The organism is Actinoplanes sp. NPDC048796 (assembly GCF_040650035.1).
Lineage (GTDB): Bacteria > Actinomycetota > Actinomycetes > Mycobacteriales > Micromonosporaceae > Actinoplanes.
In genome coordinates this window covers 556,722-580,633 of record NZ_JBEZGO010000003.1, presented here as the reverse complement: position 1 = coordinate 580,633, position 23,912 = coordinate 556,722, and the positions used below count along the sequence as shown (strand labels likewise).

19 protein-coding genes are annotated in these 23,912 nt (G+C 71.4%); 11 read left to right on the top strand and 8 right to left on the bottom strand.

All coding sequences use genetic code 11. The features are described from left to right. Window positions 1-47 precede the first annotated feature (47 nt). Both AB0C26_RS16445 and AB0C26_RS16440 read left to right on the top strand, forming a co-directional pair. Complete coding sequence (locus tag AB0C26_RS16445; RefSeq protein WP_360247503.1) at window positions 48-860, top strand: metal ABC transporter permease; 813 nt, start codon at window positions 48-50, stop codon at window positions 858-860. A gap of 11 nt (window positions 861-871) precedes the next feature. After that, on the top strand, window positions 872-1,159 hold the full coding sequence (locus AB0C26_RS16440) for a metalloregulator ArsR/SmtB family transcription factor (protein WP_360247501.1): 288 nt from the start codon (window positions 872-874) through the stop codon (window positions 1,157-1,159). A gap of 60 nt (window positions 1,160-1,219) precedes the next feature. Here the strand turns inward: AB0C26_RS16440 and AB0C26_RS16435 are convergent, their stop codons facing one another. Beyond that, entirely contained in the window at window positions 1,220-3,274 is a 2,055-nt protein-coding gene (locus tag AB0C26_RS16435; RefSeq protein ID WP_360247499.1) for a PhoX family phosphatase, read from the bottom strand. An 89-nt stretch (window positions 3,275-3,363) separates the two neighbouring features. Beyond that, entirely contained in the window at window positions 3,364-5,406 is a 2,043-nt protein-coding gene (locus tag AB0C26_RS16430; RefSeq protein WP_360247497.1) for a PhoX family phosphatase, read from the bottom strand. A gap of 313 nt (window positions 5,407-5,719) precedes the next feature. Here AB0C26_RS16430 and kdpF point away from each other — a divergent pair, with 313 nt between their 5' ends. The 7 genes from kdpF (at window position 5,720) to AB0C26_RS16395 (ending at window position 14,011) form a co-directional block, all read left to right on the top strand. Next, on the top strand, window positions 5,720-5,809 hold the full coding sequence (gene kdpF / locus AB0C26_RS16425; RefSeq protein WP_360247495.1) for a K(+)-transporting ATPase subunit F: 90 nt from the start codon (window positions 5,720-5,722) through the stop codon (window positions 5,807-5,809). Beyond that, window positions 5,809-7,455: a potassium-transporting ATPase subunit KdpA gene (gene kdpA / locus AB0C26_RS16420; RefSeq protein ID WP_360247493.1), complete on the top strand. Its 1,647-nt coding sequence runs from the start codon at window positions 5,809-5,811 to the stop codon at window positions 7,453-7,455. Before kdpF ends, kdpA begins: the two co-directional genes overlap by 1 nt. Beyond that, complete coding sequence (kdpB, locus tag AB0C26_RS16415) at window positions 7,452-9,527, top strand: potassium-transporting ATPase subunit KdpB (RefSeq protein ID WP_360247491.1); 2,076 nt, start codon at window positions 7,452-7,454, stop codon at window positions 9,525-9,527. Before kdpA ends, kdpB begins: the two co-directional genes overlap by 4 nt. A 4-nt stretch (window positions 9,528-9,531) precedes the next feature. After that, window positions 9,532-10,365, top strand: coding sequence for a potassium-transporting ATPase subunit C (locus AB0C26_RS16410; RefSeq protein WP_360247489.1), 834 nt, complete (start codon window positions 9,532-9,534; stop codon window positions 10,363-10,365). A gap of 19 nt (window positions 10,366-10,384) precedes the next feature. After that, complete coding sequence (locus AB0C26_RS16405) at window positions 10,385-12,862, top strand: DUF4118 domain-containing protein (protein WP_360247487.1); 2,478 nt, start codon at window positions 10,385-10,387, stop codon at window positions 12,860-12,862. Further along, window positions 12,859-13,536: a response regulator gene (locus AB0C26_RS16400; RefSeq protein ID WP_360247485.1), complete on the top strand. Its 678-nt coding sequence runs from the start codon at window positions 12,859-12,861 to the stop codon at window positions 13,534-13,536. The genes AB0C26_RS16405 and AB0C26_RS16400 overlap by 4 nt, the downstream gene beginning before the upstream one ends. 79 nt (window positions 13,537-13,615) lie before the next feature. Then, window positions 13,616-14,011, top strand: coding sequence for an STAS domain-containing protein (locus tag AB0C26_RS16395; protein ID WP_360247483.1), 396 nt, complete (start codon window positions 13,616-13,618; stop codon window positions 14,009-14,011). Here the strand turns inward: AB0C26_RS16395 and AB0C26_RS16390 are convergent. Genes AB0C26_RS16390 through AB0C26_RS16370 form a run of 5 tightly spaced genes read right to left on the bottom strand, consistent with a single transcriptional unit; the run spans window position 13,977 to window position 19,358 of the window. Continuing rightward, window positions 13,977-14,333, bottom strand: coding sequence for an STAS domain-containing protein (locus AB0C26_RS16390; RefSeq protein ID WP_360247481.1), 357 nt, complete (start codon window positions 14,331-14,333; stop codon window positions 13,977-13,979). The genes AB0C26_RS16395 and AB0C26_RS16390 overlap by 35 nt on opposite strands. A 40-nt stretch (window positions 14,334-14,373) precedes the next feature. Beyond that, window positions 14,374-16,113: a bifunctional diguanylate cyclase/phosphodiesterase gene (locus AB0C26_RS16385; protein ID WP_360247479.1), complete on the bottom strand. Its 1,740-nt coding sequence runs from the start codon at window positions 16,111-16,113 to the stop codon at window positions 14,374-14,376. Continuing rightward, window positions 16,110-17,519, bottom strand: a complete 1,410-nt coding sequence (locus AB0C26_RS16380) for a PAS domain S-box protein (RefSeq protein ID WP_360247477.1) — start codon at window positions 17,517-17,519, stop codon at window positions 16,110-16,112. The genes AB0C26_RS16385 and AB0C26_RS16380 overlap by 4 nt, the downstream gene beginning before the upstream one ends. Before the next feature lie 43 nt (window positions 17,520-17,562). After that, window positions 17,563-18,222: a response regulator transcription factor gene (locus tag AB0C26_RS16375; RefSeq protein WP_360247475.1), complete on the bottom strand. Its 660-nt coding sequence runs from the start codon at window positions 18,220-18,222 to the stop codon at window positions 17,563-17,565. Further along, complete coding sequence (locus AB0C26_RS16370) at window positions 18,219-19,358, bottom strand: sensor histidine kinase (protein ID WP_360247473.1); 1,140 nt, start codon at window positions 19,356-19,358, stop codon at window positions 18,219-18,221. Before AB0C26_RS16370 ends, AB0C26_RS16375 begins: the two co-directional genes overlap by 4 nt. A 156-nt stretch (window positions 19,359-19,514) precedes the next feature. Between AB0C26_RS16370 and AB0C26_RS16365 the strand changes: the two genes are divergently transcribed. Together AB0C26_RS16365 and AB0C26_RS16360 are read left to right on the top strand one after the other, a co-directional pair. Beyond that, complete coding sequence (locus tag AB0C26_RS16365) at window positions 19,515-20,939, top strand: hypothetical protein (protein WP_360247471.1); 1,425 nt, start codon at window positions 19,515-19,517, stop codon at window positions 20,937-20,939. Between the two features lie 71 nt (window positions 20,940-21,010). After that, window positions 21,011-22,909 carry a hypothetical protein gene (locus tag AB0C26_RS16360; protein WP_360247469.1) on the top strand — a complete coding sequence of 633 codons (1,899 nt, stop codon included), beginning with the start codon at window positions 21,011-21,013 and terminating at the stop codon, window positions 22,907-22,909. On the opposite strand, the gene AB0C26_RS16355 is transcribed toward AB0C26_RS16360, so the two are convergent. Continuing rightward, window positions 22,860-23,876 (bottom strand): substrate-binding domain-containing protein, encoded by a 1,017-nt coding sequence (locus AB0C26_RS16355; RefSeq protein WP_360247467.1) that lies wholly within the window; start codon window positions 23,874-23,876, stop codon window positions 22,860-22,862. The two genes, AB0C26_RS16360 and AB0C26_RS16355, sit on opposite strands and share 50 nt — an antisense overlap. Window positions 23,877-23,912: the final 36 nt, after the last annotated feature.

Genomic DNA, 23,912 nt, shown 5'->3' with positions numbered 1-23,912 from the left:
GCTGTTTCAGCGCCATGCGATGCCGTCCACGCTGCGGGAGCCACCGCGTGAGCTGGTGGGATGACGCGCTGCACCGGGCGATCGCCGAGGTGGTTCTGGCCGGGGCGCTGGCCGGCCTGATCGGCGTGCAGGTGGTGGTGCGCCGATTGTCGTTCTTCACGATGGCGCTCACCCACGCCACCTTTCCCGGCGTCGTGGCCGCGTCTTTGATCGGTGTGAACGTCTTCGCCGGCGGCATCGTGGCCGGTGCGGTGGTGGCGCTGGGTGTGGCTGCCCTGAGCCGCCGGCCGGGCCAGAACGCGGCGGCCGCCACCGGGGTGGTGCTTTCGGCCGGTTTCGCGCTGGGTGCGGGACTGATCGCTACCCAGAGCGGCTTCAGCCGCGATCTGTCGGCGCTGCTGGTCGGCTCCATCCTCACTGTGAACAACCAGGACATTCTGATCACGGCGGCGATGCTGGTGGCGGTGGCGGCCCTGCTGGCGGTCTGCGCCCGGCCGTTGACGTTCGCGGGCTTCGACCCCGGCGGCGCCCGGGCGGCCGGCCTGGCCGTCGGTGCCTGGGACGTCGTACTCCTGCTGACCGTCGAGGCGGTCGTGGTCACGATCGTCCCCGCGGTCGGGACGATCCTGGCCGTCGCCCTGATCGTCGCCCCCGCCGCCGCGGCTCGCCTGTGGTCGGCGCGCCTGCCCGTGATCACGGCCTTGGCGGTGGCGTTCGCCGTGGCGAGTGGCCTGGGCGGTCTTTACGCCTCGTACCTCTGGAACGTCGCCGCGGGCGCGAGCATCGCTCTCACCGCGACCCTGCTCCTGGCCGTCTCTTCGCTTCTCGCCCGCCCGCTGAGAGGAATGGCCGCCGCATGACCGGGCCGGGCGTGAACGATGACGTTCTCGAGCGGGCGGTGACCGTTCTGCGCGGGATGGCGTACGAACACCGGCTGCGGATCCTGGTGTTGCTGCGTGGCGGCGAGCTCGGTCCTCCCGAGATCGCCGCCGCCGTGCCCGCCGACCCCACCGCGGTCGCCCACCACCTGCGGTTCCTGCTCGACGCGCGTCTGATCCGGCGTCGTCGCCGCGGGCGGCAGGTGTACTACGCCCTGACCGACGACGCGACCGCCCACCTGGTCACCGAGGTGGTGCGCTACTCGGGCGGCGAGCGCTGACCGCATGAAGACGCGACGCCACCGGGCCGGTGGCGTCGCGTGCCTTGGGAGGGGCGGGCGTCAGCTGCCGACCGGGCCGCCGTCGAGGCGCCACGTCACGACGACGCCGGGCTTGGCGTAGTCGCCGTCGGGCCAGGTGGAGGCGGGCTTGTCAACGGTGGCGCCGCTGATCTCGCCCGGGTGCTGGACCGCGACGAAGACCGAGCGGTCGTCGCCCGTGATGAACGGGCCGCACGTCTCGGCGCCGCGCGGCACAGTCAGGAACTGCTTCAGGGCGCCCCGCTCAGCACCCTCGATCGGGGTCGCGAACAGCCCGTCGTTGGTGCCCAGCGCGTTGCCGTCCGTCGAGATCCACAGGTTGCCGGCGCTGTCGAAGGCCACGTTGTCGGGGCAGGAGATCGGCGAGACCTTCGTCTTGTCGTATCCGCCGAAGTACGTGTCGGCGGCGGCCGGGTCGCCGCAGACGATCGGCAGCGACCACGTGAAGCTGGTGCCGGTGTGGTCGTTGCCGGATTCGACCAGCTCGAAGATGTGGCCGTGCTTGTTCGCCACGCGCGGGTTCGCCTCGTCCACGCCGGGGTTCGAGCCGACGCCCCGGTTGGTGTTGTTCGTCATCGCCGCGTAGATCTTGCCGGTCTTGAGGCTGGGCTGGACGTCCTCGGGACGGTCCATCTTGGTCGCGCCGACCTTGTCACCGGCCAGGCGGGTGAAGGTCAGCACCTCGGCCGCGGTCATGCCGGGCACGTACGAGGTGTTCCCCGAGACCAGCTTGATCCAGGTGCCGGTGCCGTCGAACGGCGCGGTGATCTCCCCGGCGGGGCTGTCGCCGGTCACCTTGGCGACGTAGAGCGTGCCCGACTCGAGCAGCGTCAGGTTGTGCCGCCGGTCGTTCTTCTTGTACTTGCCGGCGGATACGAACTTGTACAGGTAGTCGAAGCGTTCGTCGTCGCCCATGTACGCCACGACGTGTCCCGAGCGCGCCACGATGACGTTGGCGCCCTCGTGCTTGAACCGGCCCATCGCGGTGTGCTTGCGCGGCGGCGCGTCCGGGTTGAACGGGTCCACCTCGACGATCCAGCCGAAGCGGTTCGCCTCGTTCGGGTGCTTGGCCAGGTCGAAGCGCTCCTGAGCCCGGTCCCATTTGCGGGAGCCGCTCGGGTAGCGGGCGGTGGTGGTGATGCCGTACCGGTTGAGCTTCGCCTTGTCGGCCTCGGGCACCGCGTCGCCGCCGACGAAGTACTGGTTGAAGTTCTCCTCGCCGGACAGCACCGTGCCCCACGGCGTGACCCCACCGGCGCAGTTGTTCAGCGTGCCGATGACCGTGTAGCCCTTCGGGTCGGCGGCCGTGCGCAGGGCCGGCGTGCCGGCGGCCGGGCCGGTGAGCCGGAACGGGGTCTCCAGGGCCGTGATGCGGCGGTTGTAGCGCAGCCGCTTCGATCGGACCGGCTGCCACTGGCCGGTGTGGCCGACCCGCTCGATCTCGACCACGGAGAGGCCGTGCGCCGCGATGGCGACCTTCAGTTGCTCCACCGAGAGCGCGTCCAGGCTGGTGAAGCCCGGGAACATCAGCTCCTCGTTGGTGTACTCGTGGTTGACCACGAGCAGGGCCCGGTCGTCGTCGATCGGGATGACGCCGACGAAGTCGTTGTTGTATCCGAACTGCTTCGACTGGGCCTTGGCCGTCTGGTGGGCCAGGTCGAACGCGGGGGCGCCGGGCACGACCGGGTCGCCCCAGCGGATGACGACCGACGAGTCGTAGCCGTTGGGCACGATCAGGGTGTCGAGCTGGTTGGGCGGGATGGCCTTGAAGGTCAGCGGCCCTGCCTTGACGCCGCCGCCGTGGTTTCCATGAGCGAGAGGCGCGGCGCTTGCCGGGGCCGCCGCGACTGCCGGGCTGGAGCTGAGGCCGAGTACGAGGGCGCCGGCGCCGCCGGCCGCGAGCAGTCCCCGCCGGCTCAGGGCCGAGCTGACGACGTCGCCGAGGTACTGGTTGGCCGATTCGTTCGGGGCCGGGTGGTCGCACGCGTTGCCGCACCGGTAGAGGCACGTCATGGCGTCCCGGCTCCCGCCGCTGTGCCCCAGCAGGGGTAGCAACCGACGGCGAATATCAGGCATCTCATCTCCTCGATAGGTGAGCTGCCCGAAACGTAGGAGAGGGCGTTCACCCCGGACTACCGGTCCGGGGTGAACGCGGCGTAAACGTCTTAACTACCGATAGCTCTGTTATCGAGGTGCCAGGTGACGACGACCGCCGGTTTGGCGAAGTCGCCATCGGGCCAGGTCGATGCCGGGTTGTCGATCGTGCCGCCGGTGACCTCACCCGGGTGCTGTACCGCGACGAAGACCGACCGGTCGTCGCCGGTGATGAACGGGCCGCACGTCTCGGCGCCCGGCGGTACCGTCAGGAACTGCTTGAGGTGCCCGCGCGACGGGCCCTCGATCGGCGTCGCGAACAGCCCGTCGTTGCTGCCCAGCGCGTTGCCGTCGGTGGCGATCCACAGGTTCCCGGTGCTGTCGAAGGCGACGTTGTCGGGGCAGGAGATCGGCGAGACCTTCGTCTTGTCGAAGCCGGCGAAGTAGGTGGACGGGTCGGCCGGGTCGCCGCAGACGATCGGCAGCGACCAGGTGAAGGTGGTCCCGGTGTGGTCGCCGCCGTCCTCGGTGATCTCGAAGATCTGGCCGTGCTTGTTGGCCACGCGCGGATTCGCCTCGTCGACACCGGGATACGTACCCACGCCGCGGTTGGTGTTGTTGGTGAGAGCGGCGTAGATCTTGCCGGTCTTCAGGCTGGGCTGGACGTCCTCGGGCCGGTCCATCTTGGTCGCCTTCACCGCGTCCCCGGCGAGACGGGCGAAAGTCAACACCTCGATCGCTGTCATTCCCGGTACGTACGAGGTGGTGCCCGAAACCAGCTTGATCCATCTACCGGTGCCGTCGAACGCGCCGTCCGAGGGCAGCTTCCCGGTGCCGTCGATCTCGGCCGCCGGGCTGTCCCCGCTGAGCTGGGCGACGTACAGCGTCCCCGATTCGAGCAGGGTCAGGTTGTGCCGCCGGTCGTTCTTGCGGTACTTGCCGGCCGAGACGAACTTGTAGAGGTATTCGAACCGCTCGTCGTCGCCCATGTAGGCCACGACATGGCCGGACTTGGCCACGATGACGTTGGCGCCCTCGTGCTTGAAGCGGCCCATCGCCGTGTGCTTGCGGGGCTTCGCGCCCGGGTCGAACGGGTCGACCTCGACGATCCAGCCGAACCGGTTCGCCTCGTGCGGGTGCTTGGCCAGGTCGAAGCGTTCCTGCGCCCGCTCCCAGCGGCGCGATCCGGACGGGTAGCGCGCGGTGGTGAGAATGCCGTAGCGATTGAGGTACGGCTTGTCGGCCGCCGGAACGGCGTCGCCGCCCACGAAGTACTGGTTGAAGTTCTCCTCGCCGGACAGCACCGTGCCCCACGGCGTGACCCCGCCGGCGCAGTTGTTGAGCGTGCCGATGATCGTGGTCCCGGCCGGGTCGGCCGCGGTCCGCAGCAGCGGCGAGCCGGCCGCCGGCCCGTCGGCCCGGAACTCGGTGGCCAGCATGGTGATCCGCTTGTTGTACGGGCGCCGCTTCGACCGGACCGGCCGCCACTGCCCGGTGTCGCCGACCCGTTCCAGCTCGACCACCGACATGCCGTGCGCGGCCATCGCGGCCCGGACCTGGTCGACGGTGAGCGCCTCCTGGGTGGTGAAGCCGGGGAACATCAGCTCCTCGTTGGTGTACTCGTGGTTCGACACCAGCAGGGCGCGGTCGTCGCGGCCGGGGAAGGGCAGCACGCCGAGGAAGTCGTTGTTGAAGCCGAACTGCTTCGACTGCGTCTCGCCGGTCTGGTGATGGACGTCGAGGCCCGGCGCCCCGGCGACGATCGGGTCGCCCCAGCGGATGACCACCGCGTGGTCGTATCCGTTCGGCACGATGAAGGTGTCGAGCTCGTTGGGCGGAATGGGCTTGAAGGTCAGGGCGCCCCCGGGTGTGGGGGCCGCCGCCGCAGGGGCCGCGGGGGCCGCGGTCGCCGGCGATACGTCCACGCCGAGCACCAGCGCACCGACTCCACCGGCGGCCAGCAACCCGCGCCGGCTCACCGCCGCGTCGATGATGTCGCCCAAATACGCATTGTCGGATTGGTTGGGCGCGGGGTGGTCGCACGCGTTCCCGCACCGGTAGAGGCAGGTCTTCGCGTCCCGGCCGTGGCCCAGCAGGGGTAACAGCTCGCGCATCTCGAGATCTCCTTTGATCGGAGTGCATCGATCCCAGGTGAACGCAGCGTAAACAACTCCACCTCAGAGAGCGACCCCCTGATTCTTTGTGGCCCCGGTCGCAGCCGCGTCAAAAACGCGTGAAGAAACCCCCGGCGGCCGTACGCAACGCGTCAACGCCGATGACGAGGGGTTCCCGGCGCGGTTCGCTTCACCGCGTACCACCTAAGCCCTCATGTCCAAGGAGTCACCCCGTGGCTGATCTCGGGTTCGTCGTTCTCACGGTCGTGCTGTTCGCGGCGCTGACCGTGCTGATCAAGGCGGTCGAACGCTCGTGACCGCCGTCAACGTCATCGGCCTCATCGTCGCCGTCGCCCTGGCCGGGTTCCTCGTGGCGGCCCTGTTGTTTCCGGAGAAGTTCTGATGGCCGGCTGGCTTTTCGTCATCACGCTGGTGCTCGCGGTCGCCGCGGCGTACCGGCCACTGGGTGATCACCTGTACCGGGTCGTCTCCGGTCGCAAGAGCAGCGTCGTCGAGCGCGGCATCTACCGCCTGGTCGGCGTCGACCCCAACACCGAGCAGACCTGGGGCGTCTACGCCCGCAGCGTGCTCGCGTTCTCGGCCGTCTCGATCCTGTTCCTCTACCTGTTCCTGCGGGTGCAGGACAGGATCTGGCTGTCGCTCGGCTTCGACGGTGTGCCCACGCACATCGCCTGGAACACCGCGGTCAGCTTCGTGACCAACACCAACTGGCAGGCCTACTCCGGCGAGTCGACAATGGGTCACCTCGCTCAGATGGCCGGCCTGTCGGTGCAGAACTTCGTCTCGGCCGGTGTCGGCATCTCGGTCGCGGTCGCGCTGATCCGCGGCTTCGCCGCCCGCCGGACGAACGCCCTGGGCAACTTCTGGGTCGACCTGACCCGGATCACGTTGCGCGTGCTGCTGCCGATCGCCGCACTGGCCACCCTGGTCTTCATGATCGCCGGCGTGGTGCAGAACCTGTCCGGCGGCACCGACGTCACCACGCTGACCGGCGCCACCCAGCACATCACCGGCGGCCCGGTCGCCTCGCAGGAGGCCATCAAGCTGCTCGGCACCAACGGCGGCGGCTTCTACAACACCAACTCGGCCCACCCGTTCGAGAACCCGGCCACCTGGACCAACTGGATCCAGCTGTTCCTGATCCTGTGCATCCCGTTCGCCATGCCCCGGGTGTTCGGCCGGATGGTCGGCCAGAACCGGCAGGGCTACGCGATCGTCGCCGTCATGGCGGTGCTGGCGATCGCCTCGATCGCGCTCACCGTCGGCTTCGAGGTGCACGGCGGCGGCACGGTCCCGCAGGCGGCGGGCGCCGCCATGGAGGGCAAGGACGTCCGGTTCGGCGTGCCCGACTCGGCCGCGTTCGGCGCGGTCACGACGCTGACCTCGACCGGCGCGGTGAACTCGTTCCTCGACTCGTACACCTCGTTCGGCGGCATGATGCCGCTGGTCAACATGATGCTCGGCGAGGTGGCCCCCGGCGGTGTCGGCGCCGGCCTGTACGGCCTGCTCATCCTGGCCACGATCACGGTCTTCGTGGCGGGTCTCATGGTCGGCCGTACGCCGGAATACGTCGGTAAGAAGATCGGTGCCCGCGAGATGAAGCTGGCGTCGCTGTACTTCCTGGTCACGCCGGCGATCGTGCTGATCGGCACGGCGGCCGCGTTCGCCACCGGCAACAACTCCACGGCGCTCAACACCGGACCCCACGGGCTTTCCGAGGTCCTGTACGCCTTCACGAGCGCCGGCAACAACAACGGCTCCGCCTTCGCCGGCATCACGGTCAACACCCCGTGGTGGGACACCGCGCTCGGCCTGGCCATGCTGCTCGGCCGCTTCCTGCCGATCATCCTGGTGCTGGCCCTGGCCGGCTCGCTGGCCCGGCAGAAGCCGGTGCCGGAGTCCGAGGGCACCCTGCCCACCCACCAACCCCTGTTCGTCGGTCTGGTCGTCGGCGTCACGATCGTGCTGGTCGCGCTGACCTTCCTGCCCGCTCTCGCTCTCGGTCCCATCGCGGAGGGCCTCTCATGACCTTGCTCGCCTCTCCTCCGAAAACCCCTTCCCCTTCGTCAGTACGCGGTGGGCTGCTCGACCCGAATCAGTTGTGGCGCTCCTTGCCGCAGGCGCTGGCCAAGCTCGATCCGCGCGCGCTCTGGCGCAACCCGGTCATGTTCATCGTCGAGGTCGGCTCGGTCTTCACCACCGTTCTGGCCATCACCGATCCCAGCGTGCTGGCCTGGATCATCACGGTCTGGCTGTGGCTGACCGTCGTGTTCGCCAACCTGGCCGAGGCGGTGGCCGAGGGCCGGGGCAAGGCGCAGGCGGCCGCCCTGCGCGCGGCCAAGCAGGACACCGTCGCCTACCTGAAAGACGGCCGTGAGATCGCGGCCACCGAGCTCAAGCAGGGCGACGTCGTGGTGGTCGAGGCCGGCCAGGTGATCCCCGGTGACGGCGACGTCATCGAGGGCATCGCCAGCGTCGACGAGTCGGCCATCACCGGCGAGTCGGCCCCGGTGATCCGCGAGTCGGGCGGCGACCGCTCGGCCGTCACCGGCGGCACCAAGGTGCTCTCCGACCGGATCGTCGTCCGGATCACCCAGAAGCCGGGCGAGAGCTTCGTCGACCGGATGATCGCCCTGGTCGAGGGCGCGAACCGGCAGAAGACGCCGAACGAGATCGCGCTCAACATCCTGCTGGCCGCGCTCACCATCATCTTCCTGCTGTCGGTGGTGACGCTGCAGCCGCTGGCCATCTTCTCGAAGGCGTACCAGGCGGCGGCGCCGGACACCATCGCGATCAACGCGCACGGTGTCACCGGCATCGTGCTGGTCTCGCTGATCGTCTGCCTGATCCCGACCACGATCGGCGCGCTGCTCTCGGCCATCGGCATCGCCGGCATGGACCGCCTGGTGCAGCGCAACGTGCTGGCCATGTCGGGCCGCGCGGTCGAGGCGGCCGGCGACGTCAACACGCTGCTGCTCGACAAGACCGGCACGATCACCCTGGGCAACCGCCAGGCGTCCGAGTTCGTCCCGGTCGACGGGGTCACCGCGCGGGAACTGGCCGACGCCGCGCAGCTGTCCAGCCTGGCCGACGAGACACCGGAGGGCCGCTCGATCGTCGTCCTGGCCAAGAACGACTTCGGCCTGCGCGAGCGCGAGCCCGGTCTGATGACCGACGCGACGTTCGTGCCGTTCACCGCGCAGACCCGGATGAGCGGTGTGGACATCGGAAATCGGCAGATTCGTAAGGGCGCCGCCGGTGCCGTGATCAAGTGGGTCGGGCACTCCTCGGACGAGGTGAGCGAGATCGTCGACGGGATCAGCGCCTCCGGCGGCACCCCGCTGGTGGTGGCCGAGAAGGACCGGATCCTCGGCGTCATCCACCTCAAGGACGTCGTGAAATCGGGCATGCGGGCCCGCTTCGACGAGATGCGCAAGATGGGCATCCGGACCGTGATGATCACGGGCGACAACCCGCGGACCGCGGCCGCGATCGCCGCCGAGGCCGGCGTCGACGACTTCCTGGCCGAGGCGACGCCCGAGGACAAGCTCGCGCTGATCAAGAAGGAGCAGGAGGGCGGCCGCCTGGTCGCGATGACCGGCGACGGCACCAACGACGCCCCCGCGCTGGCCCAGGCGGACGTCGGCGTGGCCATGAACACCGGCACGTCGGCCGCGAAGGAGGCCGGCAACATGGTCGACCTCGACTCCGACCCGACCAAGCTCATCGAGATCGTCGAGATCGGCAAGCAGCTGCTCATCACCCGCGGCGCGCTGACCACGTTCTCGATCGCCAACGACATCGCCAAGTACTTCGCGATCATCCCGGCGATCTTCGCGGCGGTGTACCCGGGCCTCGACGCCCTCAACATCATGCGGCTGCACTCGCCGGGCTCGGCCATCCTGTCCGCGGTCATCTTCAACGCGCTGGTCATCGTGGCGCTGATCCCGCTGGCCCTGCGCGGCGTGCGCTACCGGCCGTCGAGCGCGAGCGCGCTGCTGCGCCGCAACCTGTGGATCTACGGCCTGGGCGGCGTCATCGTGCCGTTCCTCGGCATCAAGCTCATCGACCTCCTCATCCAGTTCATCCCCGGGATCTGACAAGATGCGACTCCCTGCCTGGCTTTCACAGCACATCGCGGCGCTGCGCGCGCTGCTCGTCCTCACGGTCCTCCTCGGACTCGCGTACCCCCTGGCCTTCGTTGCCGTCGGGCACCTGCCCGGCCTCTCCGGCAAAGCGAACGGCTCTCTGACGAGCGCCGGAAGCACGCTCATCGGCCAGTCGTTCACCGACGCCGACGGCAACCCCGTCCCGAAGTACTTCCAGAGCCGACCCTCGGCGGCCGGCGCCGACGGGTACGACCCCACGGCCACCGCGGCCAGCAACCTCGGCCCGGAGAGCGTGGTCGACACGGCTGATGCGAAGAGCCTCCTCACCCAGGTCTGCGCGCGCAGTCTGGCCATCGGCAAGCTGGAGAACGTCGACGGCAGCCGGCCGTACTGCACCGCCGACGGTGTCGGCGCCGTACTCGCCGTCTTCTACCGCGACGGCCTGACCGGCCCGGTCACCCGCGCCGTCTCGGTCAACCAGACCGGCACGCCGTTCGTCGCCACCTACCACGGCGTCACGGTCGAGCCGGCCGAGGACGGCCAGGACTACGTGGCCGAGGGCGGCGTCGTCACCCCGATCCGCGGCGACGCCCCGGCCCACCCGGTCGTCCCGGCCGACGCCGTCACGGCCAGCGGCAGCGGCCTCGACCCGGACATCAGCGTGGCCTACGCGAACCTGCAGGCGCCCCGCATCGCCCGCGAGCGCAACCTGTCGCCGGTCCGGGTGCACAAGCTCATCGAGGAGCACACCGAGGGCCGCGCCCTGGGCTTCCTGGGCGAGCCGGCCGTCAACGTCCTGGAGCTCAACCTGGCCCTGGACGGAAAGTAGAGAGGGGAGGCGCGGCGCCATGGCGCGTGGAGAACTGCGGATCTATCTCGGCGCCGCGCCCGGCGTCGGCAAGACCTACGCCATGCTCGAGGAGGCCCACCGCCGGGCCGAGCGCGGCACCGACGTCGTGGTCGCGCTGGTCGAGACGCACGGCCGCAAGCACACCGCGGCGATGATCGGCGACCTCGACGTGATCCCGCGCAAGCGGGTCACCTACCGCGGCGCCGAGTTCACCGAGCTGGACCTCGACGCGGTGCTGGCCCGCCAGCCCGAACTGGCCGTCGTGGACGAGTACGCGCACACCAACGTGCCCGGCTCGGCCCACACCAAGCGATGGCAGGACGTGCGGGCCCTGCTCGACGCCGGCATCAGCGTGCTGACCACCGTCAACGTGCAGCATCTGGAATCGCTCAACGACGTGGTCGCCCAGATCACCGGCGTCGAGCAGCGGGAGACCGTGCCGGACGCCGTGGTCCGCGCGGCCGAGCAGGTCGAGCTGGTCGACATGACGCCCGAGGCGCTGCGCCGGCGGATGGCGCACGGCAACATCTACCAGCCCGAGAAGGTCGACGCGGCCCTCGGCAACTACTTCCGCACCGGCAACCTGACCGCGCTGCGCGAACTGGCCCTGCTCTGGCTGGCCGACAAGGTCGACGACCAGCTCGGCCAGTACCGCGCCGAGCACGGCATCGACAAGACCTGGGAGACCCGCGAGCGGGTGGTGGTGGCGCTGACCGGCGGCCCCGAGGGCGACACCCTGATCCGGCGGGCGGCCCGCATCGCCGCCCGCAACAAGGGCACCGACCTGCTCGCCGTCCACGTCACCCGCAACGACGGGCTGGCCGGCGCCGACCCGGCCCGGCTGGCCAAGCAGCGCCTGCTCGTGGAGACCCTGGGCGGCACGTACCACCAGGTCGCCGGGTCGGACGTGCCACAGGCCCTGCTCGAGTTCGCCGGGGCGGTCAACGCCACCCAGATCGTGCTGGGCGCCAGCAGCCGGGGACGGTTCGCCCAGATCTTCTCCTCCGGCGTGGGCGCCACCACGATCGCCCAGTCCGGCTCGATCGACGTGCACCTGGTGTCGCACGAGCGCGCCGCTCAGGGCCGCCGGCGGGCCCGCGTGCCGGTCGCCTTGTCGCCGGCCCGGCAGATCGCGGGTTTCGCCGCCGTCCTGACCGGGCTGCCCGCGCTGACCGTACTGCTCACCATCGGCCCGTCCCTGTCGCTGACCAACGACATCCTGCTCTTCCTGGCCGCCGTCATCGGTGTCTCGCTGATCGGCGGCCTCTGGCCCGCCCTGCTCGCCGCGGTCGCCGGATCCCTGATCCTGAACTGGTTCTTCACCCCGCCGTTGAAGAAATTCACCATCGCCGAGCGGGACAACCTGCTCGCTCTCGGCATCTTCGTGGTGGTGGCGCTCGCGGTGAGCTGGGTGGTCGACACCGCGGCCCGCAAGACCCGGCAGGCCGCGTCCGCCTCGGCCGACGCCCAGATCCTGTCCACCGTGGCCGGCAGCGTGGTCCGTGGCGAGCGGCCGATGATGGCCCTGCTGGAACGGGTCCGCGAGACGTTCGGCTTCGACTCGGTGACCCTGCTCAGCGACGGCGAGCCGGCGGCCGAGGTGGGCACGCCGGTCTGCACCCGCTCGGCCGAGGCGGACGTCGAGGTGCGGGCCGACGAACACGTCACGATGCTGCTCAAAGGCCATCCGCTGGAGGCCTCCGACCGTCGTCTGGTCGAGGCGTTCGCCGCCCAGGCCGCGGTGGCGCTGCGCCAGGAACGGCTCAGCGCCGAGGCGGCCGCGGCGAAACCGCTGGCCGAGGCCGACCGGATGCGGACCGCGCTGCTGGCCGCGGTCAGCCACGACCTGCGCACCCCGCTGGCCTCGGCCAAGGCGTCGGTGGCGGGCCTGCTCAGCGACGAGGTCCACTTCGACGAGGACGACCGGCACGAGCTGCTGGTCACCGCCGACGAGTCGCTGGACCGGCTGGACCGCCTGGTGGCCAACCTGCTCGACATGAGCCGCCTCCAGGCCGGCGCGCTCGGCGTCAGCACCGTCGACGTCGGTGCCGAGGAGGTCATCCCGCGCGCGCTGGACGACCTCGGCCCCGACGGCCGCCGGGTCACCCTGCACATCCCGGACGACGTGCCGCCCGTACGGGCCGACCCCGGCCTGCTCGAACGCGTGCTGGTCAACGTGGTCGCCAACGCCCTGCGCTACAGCCCGCCCGAGCACCCGCCGGTGATCACCGTGAGCCGGTACGGCGACACCCTCGAACTCCGCGTCATCGACCACGGACCCGGCATCCCCCGGGACCGCTGGAACGACGTCTTCCTGCCCTTCCAGCGCCTCGGCGACCGGGACAACCACACCGGCGTCGGGCTCGGCCTGGCCCTGTCCCGCGGCCTCACCGAGGCGATGGGCGGCAGCCTCACCCCCGAAGAGACCCCTGGAGGTGGCCTCACCATGGTCCTTTCCCTGCCGGTGAGCTCATGACCCGCGTACTCGTGGTCGACGACGAACCGCAGATCGTGCGGGCGCTGCGCATCAACCTCAAGGCCCGGCGGTACGAGGTGGAGACCGCACCCGACGGCGCCTCGGCCCTGCACGCCGCCGCCCACCACCGCCCGGACCTGGTGGTCCTCGACCTGGGCCTGCCCGACATGGAGGGCGTGGAGGTGATCCGCGGCCTGCGAGGCTGGACCGGCGTACCGATCATCGTGCTCTCCGGCCGGGCCGGCAGCGCCGACAAGGTGGCGGCCCTGGACGCCGGCGCCGACGACTACATCACCAAGCCGTTCGGCGTGGACGAGCTGCTGGCCCGAATGCGCGCGGTGACCCGGCGCGCCCAGCCCGGCGACGAGGCCGGCCCGGTGATCACCATCGGCGCCCACACCGTGGACTTCTCCACCCGAACCGTGACCGGCGGCGACCACGAGGTACGCCTGACCCCGCGCGAATGGGAACTGCTGGAACACCTGGCCCGCCACCCCGGCAAGCTGCTCAGCCAGTACCACCTGCTCCAGCGGGTGTGGGGCCCGCAGTACGGCACCGAGACCAACTACCTGCGCCAGTACATGGCCCGCCTGCGCCGCAAGCTGGAAACCGACCCGGCCCGCCCCCGCCACCTGCTGACCGAGCCGGCGATGGGTTACCGCTTCGCCCCGTGAACGGCCTGGTTGGGATCGCACCGCCGAACGGTCTCGTGGTATTCGGCGGGCGGTTACCTGGGGCGGGTACACCGGGTGCATGACGGACCTCCGCTGTGCCATCGAGAGAGACACCGACAAGGCCGGCAACACCACGTACCTGCACCTGAGCGGCTCTTTCGACAAGGCGGCCCACCGTGAGCTGCGGCGGTGGCTGTGGGATGCGTTCGCCCGTAAGCGCCGTGGCCGGGTCGTGGTCGATCTGGCCGGCGTCGACGAGATCGGCAGCGAGTGCATCGAGGTCCTGCTCATGGGCTACACCAAGGCGCTGCGCGGCGGGCACGGCTTCGAGGTCACCGACGCGCGGGGTGGCGTCCGGCAGATGCTCGAGGCCACCGGCCTGTGCGAGCGGCGGGACGACGACGTGCTCTACGCCCCGGCCTGGCCGGACATCTTCGAGTTCACGCCGCTGGGCGCTCCCGACCGGCTGGGCTGACCCCCACGTCGCGCAGGCGGTGATGGGCCACGCCGGCCGCGCTGAGCCGGTCGGCGAGGGCGGGGCTGGTGTGGTCGAGGAAGACCGCTACCTGATGGTCGTCGCCGAGGAAGCAGGTGGCGACCAGGGTGCCCAGGTTGATCGGATCGATGTCGGGAACATCGTGCAGGTCGAGGACGAGCCGCAGGGGCCGCACGTGGCGCACGGCGTGGACCAGGGTGCGGCGCAGCTCGACCGCGTCCTCGGCGTCGAGAGCGCCGTGGGGCTGGATGACGAGCGTGCCGTCGGGGCTGGTTTCGACGTCGACCGTAGCAGCGGTCATCGCGGACCCTTCGTTACCCGTTGTTCTCCGGAGGGAAAGGTTACTGCCGGGTGTGGACCGGCGATAGTCGAGAAATCGGATGAACTCTCTCGGCCGGTCCGGGCCGTCCCAAGTGGAAGCCCTGCAGAAGGTCCACGCCGGCTTCGGCCAGCGCGGCCGCGGTCGGCTCGTCCTCGACGCCCTCGGCGACCACGGTCAGGCTGAGCGCGCGGGCGATGGCGATCACCGAATCGATGATCACCGCGTGCGGCTTCGAGTCGTGCATGCGGGTCACGAACGACCGGTCGATCTTCAGCTCGTCGATCGGCAGTTCCGGCAGCAACCCGAGTGACGTGTACCCGGTGCCGAAGTCGTCGATGGCGACCCGGATGCCGGCCGCCCTGATCTCGGCCAGCCGTGCCGCCGCCTGATCGGGCCGGGTCAGCACCGCCGTCTCGGTGATCTCCACGGTGAGCAGCGACGCCGGCAGCCCTTCCAGGCGCAGCAGGGCCAGGATCGTCGGCACGGCCCGGTCCTGAGCCAGGTACGCGGCGGACAGGTTCACCGACACGGGCAGGCCCCGGCCCTGGCGGTGCCAGAGGCCGGCCTGGTGGATGGCCTCGGCCAGCACCCAGTCGGTCAGCTCGAGGATTACGTCGGAGCGTTCGGCGTCGGGCAGGAAGACGCCGGGCGGCAGCATGCCCCGCTGCGGGTGCTGCCAGCGCACCAGCGCCTCGGCGCCGCGGGCGGTGCGGCACCCCGCGCCGTGCAGCGGCTGGTACTGCAACAGCAGATGCCCGGCCCGGATGCCGGCCCGCAGCTCGGTGAGCTGGCGCAGGTCGGCGCGCTGGCCGAGACCGAGGTCCTCGGTCCACCGGACGGCGCCGATGCGGTCCTTCTTGGCGCTGTGCATGGCCGCCGCGGCGCGGCGGCCCACCACGGAGATGTCACCGTGGCCGGCGTCGGCGACGCCGACACTGGCCTCCAGGCTGACCGGCACGCCGTCGATCGTGTGCGGGCCGCGGATGGCGTCGGTGAGCCGCCGGCCGAGCCGGGCCAGGTCGGGCGCCGGTGAGGGGTGGGCCAGCAGCACCACGAACTGGTCGCCCTCGTACCGGGCGATCAGGTCCTGCGGCCGGCAGGCGCCGCGCAGCGCGGCCGCGACCCGCTGCAGCAGCGCGTCGGCGCCGTCCCGGCCGAGCATGTCGTTGACTTCGTGGAACCGGTCCAGGCCCAGGTGTACGACGGCGGCCAGCGTCCCGGCGGCCAGCCGTTGCCGCCCCTCGGCCAGCAGGGTGGCGCGGTTGGGCAGACCGGTGAGATGGTCGGCCCGCGACATCCGGGCGTAGCGGCCGGCCATGGCCGTGAGCAGGCCGACCACCGGCGCGACGCCGTAGCGGTCGTCGGGCCAGCGGACCACCACCGGTTCGTCGCGTTCGCCGTCGGGGCGGGCCAGGGCGGCCTCGGCGGCCAGGTCGACGTCGGTCCCGGCGGGCAGCACGAGGGGATCGTGCAGCGTCCGCGAGCTGCGGCTCAGCAGCCGCGGCCCGGTCGGGGAGTCGATCAGCACACCCGGGCGGTCCGGGTCGTCGCGCAGCAGAGCCACGATCTCGGCCAGCGGCGTGCCGGCGGGCACCGGCTCCATCGGCACCGCGGTCTCACCAAGCTTGCGAGGCAGCCGTACGCCGTTGACCGCGCCCCCGGCCGTCGCCTCGTGGGCCTCGCTCATCGCGTGGCCGGCCGTCGCGGGGTGGGCGGCGTTCAACGCGTGGGCGGCGTTCAACGCGGGGGCAGCGCTCACCGGGCGGCCAGCGGGAAGCACGTGCCGTCGATCAGGAGGCGGCCCTGGGCGACGCGCGGGCGCAGGCGGATCCAGAGTCCGTGCTCGGGCAGGTCGGCGTCGGCCGGGAGACCGGCGAGCGCTTCGGCCCAGGCCGCTTCCATGCCGTCGTACGACAAAGGATCCTCGCCGGTCGACTCGACGACCAGGAGCCGGCCGTCCAGGCCGGTGGTCACCGTGAAGCGGCCGACGGCCAGGCGCCGGGTGAGTTCGTCGAGCTCCATCTCGGTGCGGCGGTCCCCGGTGCGGTCGACCACCATGCCGTCGCAGACCGTCGTCCCGTCGGCCCGGCGGTGCGGGCGGGCGTTCGCGTGCAGCCAGCGCCGTTCGCCGTCGTGGCGGATCACGCTGCCCTGCCACCGCCACGGCTGAAGGGTCAGCACGGTCTCGGTCACGCTGCGGACGAACGACTCCCGGTCCTCCTCGGCGATGATGTCGGTGATCAGCGACGGGTCGATCATCACGGCGCGCGGGTCGAGGCCGTAGATCTCCCGGCAGCCCTCGGAGACGAAGGTGAACGACTCGCCGCCGCCGGGGGCGACCTGGAACTGGAACAGCATGCCGGGCGCGTGGTTGACGGTCGCGCGAAAGCGGCGCTCGCTCTCGCCGAGGGCGGCCTCGCTGCGACGGCGTTCGCTGTCGTCGATGGCGATGGCGCACACCCCGTACACCGATCCGTCGGGGTCGGTCAGCGGGAACCGGGTGACCACGTACTGCCGGATCTCGTCGCCGAACGGCACCTCCTCGAGGCCGGTGACCGCCTCGCCGGTGGCCGCGACCCGCTGGTTGCGGCGGCGGCAGACGAGCGCCACGGCGTCGGGCAGCACGTCGGTGTCGAGCCGGCCCACCAGGTCGGGGGCGGAAAGACCGAAGACGCGCTCGTACGTCCCGTTGACGAACAGGAAGCGCCCGTCCAGGTCCTTGGCCGAGATCATGGCCGAGGTGTGCTCGAGGATCGAGCTGACCAGCGTGGTGGTGCGCTGGAGTTGCTGCTGGGCGTGGTGCCACTCGGTCCGGTCGGACAGGAACGCGCAGTAGCCGTCGTCGACGGCGTTGATCACCATGGAGACGAGCAGGTCGGAGCCGTCCCGGTGGCAGGCCGGAACCTGCACCTGGATGCCCGGCCAGGCGTCGTCGCCCGCGACCAGGCGCCGGGCGAAACCGGCGGCGTGCGCGGCCCGCAGCGGCGCCGGCACGATGGTGTCGGCCAGCGACCGGCCCAGCGCCTCGGGCCGGGACCAGCCGAAGAGGCGTTCCGCGGCCGGGTTCCACTCGCGGATCACCCCGGCGCGGTCGACTTCGACGAAGGCCAGCGAGGTCGCCCGCAGGGCGCCGGAGCCGGCGACCGAGGAGTCCGCAGCAAGCATGGTGTGATGATCGGCCGCCGGCCGGCCGGTCTGAGGATTGTTCTCAGCCGTGGCCGCCGGCCCGGACTATCCCGGACTCGTAGGCGAAGACGACGGCCTGGACGCGGTCGCGCAGCCCGAGCTTCATCAGCACCCGGGCCACGTGCGTCTTCACGGTCGCCTCGCCGACCGCGAGCGCGGCCGCGATCTCGGCGTTCGAGTGGCCCCGGGCCACCAGCCGCAGCACCTCGGCCTCGCGGGGCGTGAGCCCGTCGAGCTGGGCCGGCGCCCGCGGCCCCGGCTGCGCGGCGAAGGCCGAGATGACCCGGGTGGTGACCGCCGGGTCGAGCAGGGCCTCGCCGCCCGCGACGACCCGGATCGCCGTGATCAGGTGCTCGGGGGAGGAGACCTTGAGCAGGAAGCCGCTCGCACCGGCCCGCAGCGCCCGGTAGAGGTTCTCGTCGGTGTCGAACGTCGTCAACATGATCACTCGAGGCGGTTGGGGCGCCGCGAGCAGTGTGCTTGTCGCGGCGAGCCCGTCCTGCCGGGGCATGGCGATGTCCATGAGGACGACGTCGGGCCGGATCCGCCGGGCCAGCGCGACCGCCTCGGCCCCGTCGCCCGCCTCACCCACCACTGTCATGTCCGGCTCGGTCTCGATCACCATGCGCAGCCCGGCCCGGACCATCCGCTGGTCGTCGGCGATCACCACGGTGATGCTCATCGCCGGGCCACCACCGGCAGCGGAAGCCGGCAGGTCACCGCGAACCCACCCGCCGTCCGCGGCCCGGCGCTCAGCTCCCCGCCGAACAGCGCGGCCCGTTCCCGCATGCCGATCAGGCCGTGCCCCGCCGCGGCCGGCGCGACCCGGATGCCGTCGTCGACGATGGCGAGGTGCAGGCCGTCCGGGTGGAAGGAGACGGTCACGGTCACCGGCGACGGGCCCGCGTGGCGCAGCACGTTGGTCAGCGCCTCCTGCACGATCCGGTAGGCCGACATGTCGATCGCCGGCGGGATCGGCACCGGTTCCCCCTCCCGTCTCACCGTCACCGTCAGGCCCGCCTCGCGCACCTGTGCGACCAGCTCGTCGAGCCGGTCCAGGCCGGCCGGCGGCTCCGCGTTCTCGGCGCCCTCGCCGCGCAACAGTCCCAGCGTGCGGCGCAGCTCGCCGACCGCGTCCCGGCCGGACGACTCGATCGTGTGCAGCAGTTCCCGGTCCACCGGCAGGCCGGCGTCGAGGCGGCGCCGCACCACGCCGGCCTGGATCACCATGACCGTCACGCTGTGGGCCACCATGTCGTGCAGCTCCCGGGCGATGCGGACCCGTTCCTCCATGACCGCCTCGCGGGCCAGCTGTTCGCGGACGGCCGCACGGGCCGACGCGGCGTCGGCGGTGCGGCGCGCCTGCACCGCGAGGACGACCCCCAGGGCGTACGGCGCCAAGGGAAAGAAGATCGCGGCCATCGGGTCGCCGGGATCGGAGACGAGGTAGACGGCGAACGTCGCCGCCATGAGCCCGGCACCGATCAGGCCGCGCCGGTCGCGGCCGGTCGGCGGCACGCAGCGGCCCACCGTGTACGCGGCGATCATCTCGGCGACCAGCTGCCAGAGCCGGAAGTTGACCGTCGCCTCGCCCGCGATGGTCGCCGGCTCGTAGAAGAGCGGCAGCGGCCCGATCACGTGCGGCAGCATCGTCAGCAGGGGAAACAGCCGGCGTACGAGAATCAGCACCGCGAACAGGCCCAGCAGCCACGGCCACCACCATCCGGGCATCCGGATGAAGTACTCCTCGGCCAGGGCGAACGCCACGAAGCCGCCGGCCACCACGGCGTCCATCGGCCGCAGCCGGCGCAGGATCATGCGTCGACGCTACGGCCGCCACGGCCGGTGCCGAACCCGCCGCGAGGATGACAACCCGTCCCCCACGCGGCGGACCCGAGTTCCTTCTGGGTACGGGTTACCGCGCGGCCCGCCGTTCGTAGCGTCCCTCCTCAGACGACAGAGGGGGAGAAAGCGATGTGGCGTAAGGCGACAGCGGCGTGCCTGGTGCTGGCACCGGTCGCGCTCGCGGTGGCGACCGGTGTCGACCCGGCGCTCGGCGAGGACGAGCAGTACGGCGTCTACCGGCAGCACCCGGACGCGACCCTGTGGCACGCGGTCCTGCTGCACTGGGCGTGGGTGCTGCTGGCGGTCGGGTTCATCGGGCTGCTGCTGCGGATCAGGGGACGCGGCTCGGTGCTGGCCGCGATCGGCTGGGTGGCCACGCTGCTCGGCCTGGTGACGTTCTCGGGTCTGATGGCCTTCGACGTCGGGCTGCTCGCCTTGGAACAGCAGCCCGGGCTGACCGACGCCCAACTGGCCGCCTACGACGACCGGATCGGTTCCTACGCCTGGGCCCAGTGGGGCTGGCAGGTGCCCGGCATCCTGGGCTGGGCCCTCTCGCTGATCGTGGTGCCGCTGGCCGCGGCCCGGGCGCGGGTGATCAACTGGTGGACGGCGGGGCTGGCGCTGGCCGGCACGGCGCTCTACCTGCTCTTCGCGATCTCCCCGGTGCCGCTCTGCCTGACCGGCCCGGTGCTGCTCGTCGTCGCGTACGGCCTGGCCGCCCGCCGGATGCTCGCGCGCTCCGAGACGTCGTTCCCGCGCCGGGCCGGACTGATCTGCCTGGTCGCCGCCCCGCTGTCGTTCGCGGTCGGTATGGCGACCGTGCCGCCCGCCGACGCCCTCGCCGAGCATCCGGCGCTGGCTCAGGCCAGTGCGTTCTTCCTGCATCTGGCGTGGGTGCTGTTCGTGCCGGCGGTCATCGCGGTGGCCGAGCGGGGCGCCCGGTTCACCCGGGCGGCGGCCTTCGTCACCGTGCTCGCGCTGATCAATTTCAGCGCCCTGATGCTCGGCGACTACACCGACCTGGCGGCGCGGCAGGCGCTCGGCGACCCGGTCGCCGACCGGGCCATGGCGCTGACCGACGGCTATCCGCTGTTCACGCTGGGCTGGGCGCTGCCCGGGATGGTGTTGTCGCTGCTCGGGCTGATCGCGGTCGCCGTCGGCGCGGCGCGCGACGGTCTGGTCCGCTGGTGGGTTCCGGTTCTGGTCGGGGCGGGGTTCGCCGGTTTCTTCGCGCTTCCGCTCGTGCCGTTGGGGGTTCTCGGCCCGGCGGTCCTGGTGGTGGGTTTCGGCCTGCTGGGTGCGGCCTTACGGCGTACGTCAACTTCCGGCGAAACCGGTGCCGCCGCAGGCGTCGCACATGGTCGCCGGGGTGTGCTCGTCACGAAAGCCCTGGCCGTCGAAGTCGAGCGTCCGTTGCGGACCACCGCCGACCCAGCCGGTGCCGTGGCACCGCACGCAACGCCGTCGCATGGCCGCCCCGGAATCCTGGGCCGCCCGTTTGAGCAGCACCCGCGCGGCGACGGCGGCAACGATCATCAGGAGGAGGAGAAGTAATAGCCACTTCATGGGTACATCTTCTTCTCTGGTTGACTGATTCGAGCGACCACACGTCTGCGGATGGTGAGATGACGAACGTTGATCCGCTGCCCCGGCTGGCCACCGAGGGTGAGCGTCTCGGGTGGCTCTTCAGCGACCGTAACCTCTACCGGCGCCGCTTCACCGAGCCACCGCCGCAGCCCGCGCCGCTGCCGCCCGAGCTGGGCGAGCGGCTGGCCCGCGCGGAACGCGGCACGACCCGGCGGGTCCTGATCTCGATCGGCGCCGGACTCCTGCTCGCGGTGCTGATCGGCTGCTGCGGCGGCGTCCTCGCGCGCGACGACAGCGACAGCGCCCGGACCGTGGTGTTCCTGTTCGCCGGTCTCGCCTTCGTGGCCGGCATCGCCGGGGCCGTGATCGCCGCCCTCATGCCGGGCTGGGCCCGCAAGGCCGTCGCGACCGCACGGCAGAAGGCCCAGGACGAGTACGCGCGTGACCACGCCGCCTGGGACAGCCGCCGCCAGTGGCACGACCAACAGCAACAGCAGGCGGTCGACGCCCGTACGGAATGGTCGGCGGCCAGCCCGTCACCCGGCACCCGCCGGGTCGACATCATCGGCGGCACGATGTACGGCTGGGAGGCCGTGCTCACCGTCTTCGGCGGGTCGCTGCTGGCCACCCGCGGCCGGATGGTGCTGGCCGACTTCACCGGCGAGGCGCTCAGCGGCGAGCTGATCCGGCTGGCCGAGACGACCAACCGTTCGGTACGCGAGCTGGTGCTGCCCGAGCAACTGGCCGAGTTCGACCTGGTCGCCGGCCTCACCCCGGCCGAACTGGTCGACGGCCTGGTCGAGGCCATGTACGGCGACGCGCCCGAGGGCAACCGGGCCGAACGCTCGCAGGACGCGCTGCTGCTGACCGAGGTCAGCACCATCCTCGCGCCCCGGCTGACCATGGGCCGCCTGCTGGCCGCGCTGCGCGTGCTCGCCGGCCGGCCCGCCTCGCCTCTGATCACCCCGTCGGAGCGCGAGCAGTTGCTCAGCCTGCAGTTCGACCCGGCGCGCGTCCGCCGGATCGAGGCCTTCCTGCACCCCCTGGAGGAGATGGGCTCGGCCGGCGCCGCGGAGGGCGTCGCCGACCTCACCTGCCTGGTGGCCGGCGGTGAGGGCGGCCAGGCCCAGAACGAGCTGCTCAAAGACCTGACCGTGCAGTGGCTGGGCCGCCAGGTGCGCCGCGCCGAGCCGCCGATCGGCTCGCTGATCCTGCTCGGCGCCGACGAGATCCACCACCGGGCGCTGGAACGGCTCAGCACCCTCTGCGAGCGGCGCGGCATCCGGCTGGTCCTGTTCTTCGCCCACCTGCGGGCCGACTCGCTGCGCACCATCGGCGGCGGCGAGGTGGCGCTGATGCGCCTCGGCAACCACCAGGAGGCACAGCAGGCGGCCGAGTTCGTCGGGCGCGGGCACAAGTTCGTGCTGAGCCGGCTCACCCGCTCGCTGGGCGGCGAGGAGACCCACACCCTGGCCGACACGTACGGCGAAAGCGAGAGCAAGGGCGGCGAACGCGGATCCCGCCTCGGCGGCCGTCACCTGCGCCGCTTCAGCAGCACGAACTGGAGCAAGAGCCGCAACTGGAGCCAGACCGAGTCGACCGCCCGGGGCACGAACTGGAACGACGCGTCGTCGGCCGAAAGGGTCTACGAGTACACGATCGAGCCGCGCGTGCTTCAGGACCTTCCCGAGTACGCGATGGTGCTCGTCAAGAACGAGGGAACGGGCTCCGTCGTGCAGGCCGTCGAGGTCGACCCGGCGATCGTCACGCTGCCCCGCGTGTCGATGACACCACTGCCCGCGGAACCGTTGCCCGAGCCGTCCGAGGCCGTCGTCCCGGCTCCCCGGGCCCTGGAGGCGTCGCCGCCCCTTCCACAGTGGGGCGCGATCAGCGACCCGCCGCAGCAGCGGGAACCGGGCCGGTCGAGTCACGAATGACAAGCTCGGTGGCCAGCTCGACGTGCAGCGCGTCGAGCCGGTGCCGGTCGAGAAGCCGTACGAGAAGACCGACCGCGATCCGCCCCATCTCGGCCAGCGGCTGGCGCACGGTGGTGAGCATCGGGCTGGTGGCCTGAGCCAGGTCGATGTCGTCGAACCCGGCGATCGACAGATCGTCAGGGACCCGGAGCCCGCAGCCGGCGGCAGCGGCGAGAGCTCCCGAGGCGACCTTGTCGTTGAAGCCGAGCAGCGCGGTGGGCCGATCGGGCCGGTCGAGCAGATGACGGGCGGCGTCGTAGCCGAACTGGACGGTCGGCTCGCCGGGCACGACGAGAGCCGGGTCGGGCAGCACCCCGGCGTCGGCCAGCGCGGACACGTGTCCGGCCCGCCGAGCGCTGCTGGCCAGCCAGTTGTCCGGACCGGCGAGCAGGCCGATCCGGCGATGACCGAGCCGGGTCAGATGTTCGGTGAGGCTGCGGGCCCCGGCGAAGTGGGCCGCCGACACGGCGGCGATGTCGCGGGGAACGGCCTCGCGCGGGTCGACGACAACAAAGGGGAAACCGGCGGCCTGAAGGGCGACCAGCTCCGCGCCGGGCTCCGGCGGCAGCACGACGATGGCGCCACCGACGCCGGGCCGACCGGCGAGAGAGGGCAGAACCTCACTGTGCTGGGCGGCCTCGCCGGCGTTGAGCACAAGCTGACGACCGTGCAGATCGAGCGTCTCGGCAATGGAGGAGACGATGAGTCCGAAGTAGTCGGTGAGCAGGTAGGGGCAGCGCACGAAGACGGCCCCGGCCCGGGCCGGACGCCGTCGCGGCCCACGCCCGCCCAGCTGCTCGACGGCCCGGTGCACGAGGTCACGGGTCTCGGGCGCGACATGCTCCTGGTCGTTGAGGACCCGGGAGACGGTGGCGATGGAGACACCGGCGTGGGCCGCGATGTCCCGCACGGTCGGGCCCGCTCTCATACCCGCAGCATAGACATTGACATCTATCACAGTGAC